Below are 12,012 nucleotides of genomic sequence, written 5' to 3'. Positions count from 1 at the left end.
TCTGTAAGCTAAATTCAAGGTAAACCCAGATAATTCCTGATAATATTGGCATGTTTGTTGTGTGAGATAACACCTGATATAAAACATATTCAAAAAATATTAAAAAAATAAGTGTTGACAATCTATTTTTTATAGACTATTATTTACCTCGTCAGAAGTACTACGCCACGCATAGTAAAATTAACGTAGTAAAAAAGAGCAGAAATAAAGGAAATTACAATGAAGAACTTGGGGAAAAGAATTAAAGACAATTTATTAAATAACTTAAAGAACATGCGCTTATGGGAATTTGGAGCGATGCTACTGTTTATAGTCAACATGGCAGGCATTTTTTACTTCAACCTGTCCGACCTTAGATTGTCGCTTGACCCCGATTTTGCAACAGTTGTTTATCACTTAAAAGAAATAGTGCATAAAGGCACGCTTATACTTCCGAATTGGGTCGCTACGACCAGTATGGAGTTTGATTCAACGCTACTGTTTGCAATTCCTTTGTACGCGATCACGAACAATGCCTTTTTGGCAGTTGGTCTCTCCGACCTTTTGATCGTGTTTATATATATAACCGTTATATGGAGCATCCTAAGGGTGCTCCGTGTGCGGATAGGAATCAGGTTTTTGACACTTGCAGTTATCATAACGCCATATAACTATGACTGGCTTGATTATTTCAAAATGCTGTTTTTTGCACATGCCAATTACAGCATCAAGGCTCTTATTCCGATCATGCTGGTGCTTTGCCTTATGGCATTTGATGACAAATTTAAGAGTTCTTTTTCCAAATGGAAAAGATATGCTTTTTTGGGCACATACTTATTTTTATTGTTTGTGACAAGCGTTTCCACAGGTGCTTATACATTTGTCTGCGGAGTTGTTCCGATTCTTTTTGTAAGACATTTATCTTTTGTAAAAAAAGGATTCGGGTTAAAAAAGGGGTTGTGGCCGGTAACACCGCTTAGCGTAGTAGTATCATTTGTCGGATTGTGTATTCATAAAAAGATATATACAGGAAACTCGCCTGTCACGACGCTTGTAAAGCCCGAAGATTTTTTTGATAATTTAAGAGAAGTATTTTTAGGCGTATTCCAATCCTTTGGAGTACTTATAAACGGAAATGAGCCTGCATTTTCCAAGCTCGGACTCTTTTACGGCCTTAAGATATTGTTTGTCATAGCATTGTTTATCGCGACGATGGTTGTTACGGTCAAATGGTTCAAGAATAAGAAGAACTACGACTATTACATACTCTTTTTTACGGTAATACTTTTTAATATGGCAGTTCTTATTGTCAGCGATATGAGAGGAAGCAATGATTTCATTCCGTACAGATATCTTTTTATCGGGCTGCCGCTACTTCTTGTGGGAGTCGGGATTATGCTTAACAGGTGCGTTTCAAGGTTTGGTGATAAGAAATTCGTGCCGGTGATGTCGGTTCTTTTGATCGCATTTGCTTATATTCTTGCAGGTAATTTCAAGGAAACCAGCGATAATATGCCGGAGAAAGACTATATCGTAGAGATGACCGAGTATTTCGATACACTTGATGTTGATACAGTATTTATCGCCGATGACAGAGATACCGCGGTCATGTGTAAGGCAGCGGATGACACCAGGAAATACGCCTGTTACGAAAGCAAAGACGAGAGCATATATCTTGAAAGAAATTATTATACCGAGGAAAAAGACTTTGATTATTACGGTGAAAAAAACGTGATAGCAATACCAAATTTTAACAAGCTGACAGATTATGTGTCCGAGAATATCGCAAGAGGTTACAGATATGTCGGTGAAACGAGATGGCTTGCATGCTACGTTTCAGATACCAATTATTTTAAATAAATGATAGAAGGAGAGTAAAAGTGAAAAAGAAAACAATTTCTTTATTATTATCAATTTGTATTATGGCAATAGCTATAACCGGATGCAGTGCTAAGGGTGAATTCGGACCGTCCGATGCAGATTCATCGGCTGGGGCAAGTGAGCAGAGCTCAGATACAGCTGCACAAGAAGCTTCAACTGCACAAGAAGGAACAGATGATACCGGAAAGGGCACAGGAGGAACACCTTGGATAGATTCCGATATAAAAGAAAATGTGACAGCGGATACCAAGACAGATCCTAAGGATGATTTCTGCCTTTACGTAAACAAGGATTGGATCCTTGAAAATAACATTCCCGACGGCTATTCATCATGGAGCCACTACGCTGAGCGCAGCCTCGAAGTAAAGAAGCAGTGCATTGAGCTTTTAAAGGATGCGAGCTTAACGGGGCATGATGCAGAGCTGGTTCAGACATTCAATAAGCTTGTTCTTGACTGGGATAGCAGAAATAAGCTTGGCGTTTCTGAGCTTACAGATAAATACAACAAGATCGCAGAGGCTCAGAGTATCGATGATATCACAGGGCTTATTACAGACAAGGATAATGTCAATGAGTACTATGATTTTGTAAATTACGCGGCGTTTCCGGGGCTTAATGATTCAAAGAAATATATAGTATGGATTGAAAATCCCGGGGTGATCCTCACAGATTCCGCTGAATACGCAAACAGGACCGAGCTTGGAGATATGTACTATGGCTATAATAAGGATCTTTTTACCTATATGGCACAGAAGTTCGGAATGACTGAAGATGCGGCGGGCGAGTGCTTTGATAAAGCAATAAACCTTGAGACCAAGCTTGCGACCAAGATATATACCTCAAACGATCAGTATTCCGCAGATTATGTAGAAAAGATCAATAATGAAATGTCATTAAACGATGCTGTTTCCAAGATGAAGAATTTCCCGTTAAAAGATATTTTGACAAGCACGGGCTATGTATATGACGGAGCATATCTTAATACCAATCCTGATTATCTGGCGCTTCTTGATGAAGTTTATACACAGGAAAATGTAGAGGATATCAAGGCTCTTTTGACAGTGAAATTTGTTTTGAAATATTCAAACATAACAGATAAGGATACCTATGATAAGGTAAACGAGCTTGAGAATACGTATTTTGGAACAACCGGAGCATTAAGCGATGAGGAGATGGCTTACAAATTTGTAAAGGAAGAGCTTCCGGATTCAATGCAGATGGTTTACATCGATAAATACGGCTCTGAAGAACAAAGACAGAAGATGACTGAGCTTTGTAAGGAAGTAATCGATACCTACAGAGAACTGCTTTCTGAAAATGAGTGGGCTTCTGATGAGGTTAAGAATTATGCGATCGAGAAGCTTGATAAGATAACTATCAACTCAGCATATCCCGATAAATTCAATGATACAAACGGCATTAACATTGACGGATGCACTCTTATTGAGGCCGATGAGAGGATCATGCTTAACACGATTAATGAGAATAAGAAGCTTATAGGCACAAAAGTCGATAAAGAAAAATGGGCTCAGGATATGAGTGTAACTGATTGCAATGCTTTTTATAATCCTCTTGATAACAGTATCAACATGGTCATTGGAATGATGGGTGAACCCTTCTTTTCAAGTGATATGAGTACAGAGGAGCTCTATGCTTCAATCGGAGCTTTCTGGGTAGGACACGAGATCTCTCATGCCTTTGACAGAGACGGTTCTCAGTTCGATGCTGAAGGCAATCTGAAAGACTGGTGGACAGAGGAAGATAAAAAAGAGTTCCAAAGCAGATTGGATAAGATGGATAGTTATCTTGATACTATTGTTGCATTTGGTGATAACCACTTTGTCGGATCAAACATTGACGGTGAGATGGCTGCGGATATAACAGGACTTCAGTGTGCTCTCAGAATGGCATCAAAGGTTGAAGGCTTTGATTATAAGAAATTCTTTACTAAATACGCTCAGATGAATGCAAACATTTCAACATACAGCTCGGAGCTTGACACGCTTACTCAGGATCCTCATCCGCTTGATTATTCAAGATGCAACATTCCCGTTCAGCAGTTTGAGGAGTTCTACGAAGCCTTTGATGTAAAAGAAGGCGACAACATGTACCTTGCGCCCGAAGACAGAATTACTGTTTGGTAAAAGAGATTTCGGATAATCCGGAAACATCATAGATACTACCTTTTTCGAATTTGCAATGACAACACATGCTGAGCCTGTTACAATGGTGTTGTTAGAGGCTTATAAAACTAAGGAGAGAGAAAAATGAAGAAACGAGTAGTATCTATGCTACTGGCAACATGTATGTTGGCAGTGGCTGTCGCGGGCTGCGGTGCTATCGGTGCACCCCAGGGAGCTACGACGGAAGCATCAGTTCAGGCTGATGCACAGAATGAGAGCTCAGCAGCATCTGAAGCAACATCTGCAGAAGAAGGTACAGTCGATGCCGAAGCCGGTAAGGGCGCGGGCGGAACACCTTGGATGGATTCCTCTATCAAAGATAACTATACAGCCGATACCCCTACGGATCCTGCGGATGATTTCCATTTCTACGCCAATAAGGACTGGTTCGTCGAGACTGATATTCCCGACGGTTATGGTTCATGGGCTCATTATCATGAGCGAGGCCTTGAAGTTAAGAAGCAGTGTATTGAGCTTTTGAAAGACACGAGCATCAAAGGTCATGATGCAGAGCTTGTCCGTAATCTGAACAGTCTTATTCTTGACTGGGACAGCAGAAATAAGCTTGGAATCAGTGAGATCAAGGGAGAATACGACAAGATTGCAGAAGCTGAGAGTATTGATGATATCACCAAGCTTCTCACTGACAAAGAAACAGTCTATGACTACTTTGAATTTATTAATTTCGGAGCTATGCTTGGACTTAACGATCCCGAGACATACTTAGCTTTGGTTGATACCCCGGCACTTACTCTCGGAGATTCCGCCGAATATTCTCAAAGAACAGAAAACGGCGAAAATGTGTATGGCTATAACAAGGATCTTTTTGCTTATATGGCTCAGAAGTATGGAATGAGCGAAGATGAGGCAAACAAGTGCTTTGAAAACGCCATAGACTTTGAGACCAAGCTTGCTTCCAAGATCTATACAACAAATGAGCAATACGCCGAGGACTTTTATGAAAAGGTTAATAACGAAATGACCTTTGATGAAGTCACATCATATTGCAAGAATTTCCCTCTTAAAGACATTCTCACGGCATTGGGATATAAATATGACGGTAAGTATCTTGTGACAACTCCCGACTATTTAACTCATCTTGATGAATTATATACGGATGAAAACCTCGAGGGCATCAAGTCTCTTTTGATCGTAGATGATATTTTGTCATACGCCATGGCACTCGACAAAGATACCTACGATAAGAGAAATGAGATTCGCAGTAAGTACTTTGGAACTTCAGGAGCCGTAAGCGATGAAGAAATGGCTTACAACAATGTACTTAGCTTGCTTCCCGATTCCATGCAGATCGTGTACATCGAGAAGTACGGTTCTGAAGAAGACAAAAAGAAAATGACGGAGCTCTGCCAGGAGGTCATCGACACCTACAGAGAGCTTCTTTCCGAGAACGACTGGGTATCCGAAGAAACCAAGAATTATGCTATCGAAAAGCTTGACAATATAACAATCCACTCTGCATATCCCGATAAATTCAACGATACGTCGGGAATAAACTTTGACGGATGCTCTTTTATCGGAGCGATCAAGGAGATCAATCTTAACAAGGTAAAAGAGAACATCAAGCTCCTCGGCACCAAAGTCGACAAGGAAAAATGGGCAGACGGATTCGCTGTAACTCAGTGTAACGCCTTCTACAATCCTCAGGACAACAGTATTAACATGATCATCGGAATGATGGGCGAGCCCTTCTTCTCAAGTGATATGAGCAAAGAGGAACTCTACGCTTCAATCGCCGGTTGCTGGGTAGGACATGAGGTTTCACACGCTTTTGACAGTAACGGAGCTCAGTTCGACAAAGACGGACAGTTAAGAGATTGGTGGAACAAGGATGATAAAGTAGAATTCCAAAGCCGCATTGAAAAGATGGACAATTACCTCAATTCTCTTGTTGCTTTCGGCGACAACCACGTTGTGGGAGGCAATATCGACACCGAGATGGTAGCCGATATGACAGGACTTCAGTGCGCACTCAGAATGGCTTCCAAGGTTGATAACTTCGATTATAAGAAGTTCTTTATCACCTTCGCTCAGGTGAGAGCCGAGATCTCAACCTACAGCACAGAGCTTAACAGGCTTTTACAGGATCCTCATCCGCTTAACTACTTAAGAACCAACGTATCGGTTCAGCAGTTTGATGAGTTCTACGAAGCCTTTGATGTAAAAGAGGGCGACAACATGTACCTCGCACCCGAGGACAGACTTATCGTCTGGTAAAAAGAAATCAAATAACGAAATAGATGATGAAGACCTTGCAAACATGCAGATTTGCAGGGTCTTTTTCTTTTTGAAAAAAATTTGGAAAATAGGGTTGACATACTTCATCTGATGGAGTAATATTTACTTCGTTAGATGTACTACGGCACACATAGTAAATGCAACGTAGTATATCAGACGTTGTAAAGTGGTCATGGCGTCTGACCGTTATCGTAAACAGAATAACTGAAGATATTAGAGGAGATGAATGAAATGAATTGTTATCTGGAAACAAAGAATCTTAATAAAAGATATGGTTCTTTTGAAGCAGTTAAGAACATGAACGTTCATATATACAAAGGCGACATTTACGGACTCATCGGTCCCAACGGCGCCGGAAAGACAACGCTCATGAAGATGATCATCGGTTTTGCAGGTCCCACAAGCGGCGAGATCGTATTAAACAGTGAGAAGAAGGGCGAAGGCGTTATCGGCAATCTTATCGAGAGCCCCGGGATCTACGGACACCTGACAGCTTTTGAGAACATGATGTTAAAGGCAAAGGCGCAGGGCGTTTACAACAAAGATGAGCTACTGGACATCCTTGAATTCGTCGGACTTTCAAATGTACCCAAGAAGAAGGCCGGTAAGTTTTCACTTGGTATGAAGCAAAGACTCGGCATCGCGCTTGCACTTATCGGCGATCCCGAGATCCTTATTCTCGACGAACCCACCAATGGCCTTGATCCGCAGGGAATCATCGAAGTAAGAGAGCTTATTCACAAATTAAGGGCGGAGAGAAACATGACCATCATGATCTCAAGCCACATCCTGAGCGAGCTTCAGAAGGTTGCCAACGTATTCGGCATTATCTCAAACGGCGAACTCGTGATGGAAGTTACTTCCGATGAGCTTATGGAGAAGTACAACGGCGATTCGGGCGCGCTCGAAGAGTTCTATCTCGATGTAGTAAGAGGAGGAAAGAAAGTATGTTAAACCTGATAAAGATGAATATCTCAAGGCTTTTTAGAACAAAGGCTTTATATACAACAACGATCATTGAGTTCATTCTCTTTTTCCTTATTACCATGGTAGGAGGAGAAGGAAGCGTAGTTGAAATGGCGGGAGAATTTCTCGGTTCAGGACTTGTTCTTATGCTTGTCGGAATCTTCGCCACCGTTTACAGCGATGAAGAGAGAAAGAGCGGTTTCCTTAAGAACCTCGGATCATCCAAGGGCAGAAAGAGACTTATCTTTGTATCAAAGATTCCCGTGATCTTTCTTTACAATGTGATCCTTTTGATCGCAGGAACTGCAGCCACATATATCGGAATGATGGGAAGAGGAGCAGCCATCGGTAATCTTGCGTCATTTGCAGGCTTCTTATTATTCGAAACACTCATCGGAACGGCCTTCGGAACAGCATTCCTTGCTATATATGAGGTCGCAAGAGGAAACGTAATGCCTATTATCCTTACGATAATTGCTGCAGGAAACCTTCACGGAACACTCCTTAGCCTTGCGGAAGTAAAGATTGCTCAGATGATCCCGGCACTTGCACCCGCGATGGAAGCTCAGATTCTTTCGGGCAATCTCATCGTTTCAAGAGCGCAGGAGATAAGTGTGACAATTCCTTTTGATCACTTTGCGGTTCTTGTAGTAGCAATCGTCGGAACAGTGGTTTACGCAGTCCTTGGAATGACAGTATTTGAAAAGAGGGATACATTCTAATGAAAACATTTAAAAAGATTATCATAATAGCTCTTTGCGTGATCTTGGGGCTGATCAACATAGCCTTAGATGTAAGAATAGTCGGAAAAGTAATCAATTCAAGAACTCCAAAAGGCGGAATAAATAAGAGCCTTTGTGTTGACATAAACGGAACCAAACAGTGGATCAATATCTACGGAAAAGATAAGAACAACCCCGTTCTTTTATATCTTCACGGCGGGCCCGGTTCTGCGACAAGCTATGTAGACTATGAATTTACAAGAAAGTGGTCGGATGTATATACGGTTGTTACCTGGGATCAGAGAGCTGCCGGAAAGAGCTGGTTAAAAAATACAAAAGACACTACGCCTATAAATCTTGACACTATGATGGAAGACGGACTTGAGATGACTGAGTTTTTGAGAAATTCTCTTGGAAAAGACAAGATCTCGATCATAGGACATTCATGGGGATCTATTTTCGGAGCAAAGCTTGTGCTTGCGCATCCCGAATACTATGACTGTTATATCGGAACAGGAATGACGGTTGATCTGATCGAGAATGAGATAAGATTCTGGGAAGCAGCCAAAGAGTGGGCAAAGGGAAATGAAGAAGATGAACAGCTCATTGAAAAGTGTGCATCGGGAGAAATTCCGAATATGAGTGTTGAATATATCAAAGTAAGAACGGAAATGATGAATAAATACGGATATGGCATGGATTCTGAAAAGAGTGATTATAGTATGATGGCAGCTCTTTTCTTTAATCCCTATTATAACCTTTGGGATGAGATAAAGTGTCTTAAGTTTGCCACAACCCAAGGTGTTGCAGAAACTTATTATGACTGGGATGCAACGGATGAATTCAAAGGCCTTTCCATACTGGATGAAACTGAGTACAAAGTTCCTTATTACAACATAAACGGTGATAAGGACTATCAGGCAAACTTTGAGCTTGCTCAGGATTATTTTGACAGTATAAAAGCTCCGAGAAAGAAAATGTTTTTGATGAAGGATATGGCCCATGGACTTATGGAGGTAAGATCGGGCGAATTTTCGGATATAGTTCATGAGATTGCTGCGATGGAGAGTAGTAAGTAATAGAGTGGTTTGGTTTTTAAATTGAGGAGTAATTATGAAAAAAGGTATTAAAACAGTTTTTAAGGTAATAAGCAAGATCTTTTTGATAGTATTGTCATTCGCCATTGTTCTAACATGTGTGTCGATTATATATAACAAGATTCAGTGCAAAAAAGAAGAAAGCTTCTGGATCGATACTCCGGGGCAGATGGTAGAGGTTGACGGGCACAGGATGCATATTTACAGTGAGGGCGAAGGAGATCACACGATTGTATTTCTGTCTGCTTGGGGGGATGTAAGCCCCTATAACAATTTCCTTCCTCTTTGCAGGGAACTCAGCGCTGACGCAAGAGTCGTTATCCTTGAGAGATTCGGATATGGCCTCAGTGATGTTGTAGACGGAGAGAGAACCTTTGATAAGATCCTCGAAGAGGACAGAGAAGGACTTGTAAAAGCAGGTATTGAAGGACCTTATGTTCTGGCTCCACATTCAATTGCAGGACCTGAATCAATTCTCTGGGCTCAGAAGTACCCTTCCGAAGTAGAAGGAATTGTGGGAATGGATATTTCCGTTCCTGCCTATAGAGATGAATATGCTACCCAGAAAGTGAGTGAGGATTTCTTGGAAAAAATATTTCAAGAGACCGGGCTTCTTAGGTTCGTGTACGGAAATATTATGGCTAAGTACGGAAAACCGGCAGGTGAAGCAGATAAGATGGAACTTGCCATAGCTTGCCGACACGGAAACAACAAAAACAAGATAAGTGAGTATGAGCATCTGGTAGAAGCTTTGGATGAGATTGTAAGCATGCCGCTTCCTACTGTGCCAACAATTCAATATATAGCTATGCAGGACAGTGATCCTATATGGGAATCCGGTCATCAGGATTTGGTTGATGCTTCGGAAAACGGCAAGCTTATAAAGCTCGACTGCGGCCATTATGTTTATTGGTACGAACAGGACAGAATAGTAAGAGATATCAAAGAGTTTCTTGATTCTCTTTGATGGTGATAATAATTGAACGAGGAGCAAAAAAGTATTATGAGGATATTTTTAAAAGGAGTAAGAAATATTTTTTTGGTATTTCTTGCTTGCATCATCTTATTTGTATCAGGCGCGTTTGTTTACAACAGAATCAAGATAAGTCAGGAGAAACCATTATTGGAAAATGTTCCCGGGCAGATGGTTGAAGTAAATGGTCACAAGATGCACGTATACACAGAAGGTGAAGGAGAGCATACGATCGTTTTGATGTCAGGCTGGTCAGTAACAAGTCCCAGCCCCTATGTAAATTTCCTTCCACTGTGCAAGGATCTGGCCAAGGATAACAGAGTGGTCATCATCGAGAGATTTGGCTACGGCTTAAGTGATGTTGTCGGTGGCAAAAGAACTTTTGATAAGGTCGTTGAAGATGACAGAGAAGCGCTCAAACAGCTTGGAATAGAAGGCCCTTACGTGCTTTGCCCTCATTCTATCGCAGGTCTTGAATCCCTTATATGGGCTCAGAATTATCCTGAAGAAGTAGAAGCTCTCATAGGAATGGATATGTCAGATACTTCTATAAAGGGAGATAAAGAGATGGGAACACCTGTATTGAAGTTTATAGCAGCAATCAGGGCAACAGGTTTATACAGATTATTATCATCACCGGAAGATGACACTGTAGAGAGCAGGATGGTGCATGCAATTCAGTGTAAGAATATGGCTAACAAAACAGTTATCAATGAAATTAAGGCTATAGATGAATCATGCGATATTATAAACAGTAAGCCGCTTCCGACAACACCCACCTTGCAGTTTGTTGCTATGCAGAGACGTAGTGAAGAAGAAGTTCAGGCTTGGAAGGCTTCACATCAGGAGATCGTGGATGCTTCCTCAAACGGAAAGATGGTAGAACTTGATTGCCAGCATTACGTTTATAGATTTGAACAGGAAAGAATAGTACAGGAGATTGGAGAGTATCTTAAGAATCTCAAATAAAAATAGGAGTAAAAAAGTATTATGAGGAAATTTTTAAAGGTACTCAGAAATATGTTTTTGGTTTTGCTTGCGTGCATCATCTTATTCGTATCCGGCATTTTTGTATACCACAGGATCATGCTAAAGCAGGAGGATAAATACTGGGAAAACACCCCGGGACAGATGGTTGAAGTAGACGGTCACAAAATGCATATCTACAGCACAGGTAGCGGCGATCACACCATAGTTCTTTTGTCCGCGTGGGGAGATTCCAGCCCTTACGCTAATTTCCTTCCTATGGCCGAGGAATTAAGCAAGGACGCAAGAGTCGTTATTCTCGAGAGATTCGGATACGGTTTCAGCGATACCGTAGAAGGAGAAAGAACCTTTGATAAGATCCTTGAGGAGGACAGAGAAGGACTTGAGAAAGCAGGCATTGAGGGCCCCTTCATATTTGTTCCTCATTCAATCTCCGGAGTTGAAGTAGCCCTCTGGGCTCAGAAATATCCTTCTGAAGTTGAAGGGATCGTAGGACTGGATATTGCGGTCCCCTCGATGAGAGAAGTGTATTTAACAGAAGGCTTAGCTGACATGAGCCAGATCCCTATGGTCAGGTTTATGAGAGATTCCGGACTTCTCAGGCTTTTTTACAGGAACCCTGAGAACGAACTTGAAAAGATAAAGTACATCATTGGTTATAGGAATGAGGCCAATAAAAACAAGACAAGTGAATCCGATCATCTTGTGGAAGCTCTGGATGAGATAGTAAGTAAGCCGCTTCCGACAGTACCTACAGTTCAGGTGATATCAAAGGATACAAGTGACGGTTATCCTGATTGGGAACCCGGACATCAGGTATTTGTCGATGCATCGGAAAGGGGCAAGCTTATCAAGCTAAACTGCGGACATTATGTTTACTTGGAAGATCAGGAAGAAGTAGTAGAGATTATCAGAGAATTTCTTAATTCTCTTTGATGGTGATAATAATTGAACGAGGAGCAAAAAAG

The 12,012-nt window shown here is 41.3% G+C and carries 9 protein-coding genes; all 9 read left to right on the top strand.

Annotation, left to right across the window (positions count from 1 at the left end; translation table 11 throughout):
* Nucleotides 1-219: 219 nt before the first annotated feature.
* The 9 genes from D6853_RS08465 (at nucleotide 220) to D6853_RS08425 (ending at nucleotide 11,980) form a co-directional block, all read left to right on the top strand.
* On the top strand, nucleotides 220-1,839 hold the full coding sequence (locus D6853_RS08465) for a hypothetical protein (protein WP_120657577.1): 1,620 nt from the start codon (nucleotides 220-222) through the stop codon (nucleotides 1,837-1,839).
* 20 nt (nucleotides 1,840-1,859) lie between these two features.
* On the top strand, nucleotides 1,860-4,004 hold the full coding sequence (locus D6853_RS08460; protein WP_120657576.1) for a M13 family metallopeptidase: 2,145 nt from the start codon (nucleotides 1,860-1,862) through the stop codon (nucleotides 4,002-4,004).
* A 123-nt stretch (nucleotides 4,005-4,127) separates the two neighbouring features.
* Nucleotides 4,128-6,278: a M13-type metalloendopeptidase gene (locus tag D6853_RS08455; protein WP_120657575.1), complete on the top strand. Its 2,151-nt coding sequence runs from the start codon at nucleotides 4,128-4,130 to the stop codon at nucleotides 6,276-6,278.
* A gap of 252 nt (nucleotides 6,279-6,530) precedes the next feature.
* On the top strand, nucleotides 6,531-7,253 hold the full coding sequence (locus D6853_RS08450; RefSeq protein WP_243108321.1) for an ABC transporter ATP-binding protein: 723 nt from the start codon (nucleotides 6,531-6,533) through the stop codon (nucleotides 7,251-7,253).
* Complete coding sequence (locus D6853_RS08445; protein ID WP_120657573.1) at nucleotides 7,247-7,987, top strand: ABC transporter permease; 741 nt, start codon at nucleotides 7,247-7,249, stop codon at nucleotides 7,985-7,987. The genes D6853_RS08450 and D6853_RS08445 overlap by 7 nt, the downstream gene beginning before the upstream one ends.
* A complete protein-coding gene (locus tag D6853_RS08440) occupies nucleotides 7,987-9,066 on the top strand; it encodes an alpha/beta hydrolase (RefSeq protein ID WP_120657572.1) in 1,080 nt (359 codons plus the stop codon). The genes D6853_RS08445 and D6853_RS08440 overlap by 1 nt, the downstream gene beginning before the upstream one ends.
* 34 nt (nucleotides 9,067-9,100) lie before the next feature.
* Entirely contained in the window at nucleotides 9,101-10,051 is a 951-nt protein-coding gene (locus tag D6853_RS08435) for an alpha/beta fold hydrolase (RefSeq protein WP_120657571.1), read from the top strand.
* 36 nt (nucleotides 10,052-10,087) lie between these two features.
* Nucleotides 10,088-11,026, top strand: coding sequence for an alpha/beta fold hydrolase (locus tag D6853_RS08430; protein ID WP_120657570.1), 939 nt, complete (start codon nucleotides 10,088-10,090; stop codon nucleotides 11,024-11,026).
* 21 nt (nucleotides 11,027-11,047) lie between these two features.
* Nucleotides 11,048-11,980, top strand: coding sequence for an alpha/beta fold hydrolase (locus tag D6853_RS08425; protein ID WP_120657569.1), 933 nt, complete (start codon nucleotides 11,048-11,050; stop codon nucleotides 11,978-11,980).
* Nucleotides 11,981-12,012 lie beyond the last annotated feature (32 nt).

Origin of the sequence: Butyrivibrio sp. X503, assembly GCF_003625475.1 — a bacterium.
In the GTDB taxonomy this organism is placed as follows: domain Bacteria; phylum Bacillota; class Clostridia; order Lachnospirales; family Lachnospiraceae; genus Butyrivibrio.
This window is presented reverse-complemented; position numbering and strand designations above follow the sequence as displayed.

Excerpts from the sequence above, each read along its gene's own strand:
- D6853_RS08430 (WP_120657570.1), top strand. The coding sequence starts at position 10,088 with ATGAGGATATTTTTAAAAGGAGTAAGAAATATTTTTTTGGTATTTCTT.
- D6853_RS08455 (WP_120657575.1), top strand. The coding sequence starts at position 4,128 with ATGAAGAAACGAGTAGTATCTATGCTACTGGCAACATGTATGTTGGCA.
- D6853_RS08425 (WP_120657569.1), top strand. The coding sequence starts at position 11,048 with ATGAGGAAATTTTTAAAGGTACTCAGAAATATGTTTTTGGTTTTGCTT.
- D6853_RS08440 (WP_120657572.1), top strand. The coding sequence starts at position 7,987 with ATGAAAACATTTAAAAAGATTATCATAATAGCTCTTTGCGTGATCTTG.
- D6853_RS08450 (WP_243108321.1), top strand. The coding sequence starts at position 6,531 with ATGAATTGTTATCTGGAAACAAAGAATCTTAATAAAAGATATGGTTCT.
- D6853_RS08435 (WP_120657571.1), top strand. The coding sequence starts at position 9,101 with ATGAAAAAAGGTATTAAAACAGTTTTTAAGGTAATAAGCAAGATCTTT.
- D6853_RS08445 (WP_120657573.1), top strand. The coding sequence starts at position 7,247 with ATGTTAAACCTGATAAAGATGAATATCTCAAGGCTTTTTAGAACAAAG.
- D6853_RS08465 (WP_120657577.1), top strand. The coding sequence starts at position 220 with ATGAAGAACTTGGGGAAAAGAATTAAAGACAATTTATTAAATAACTTA.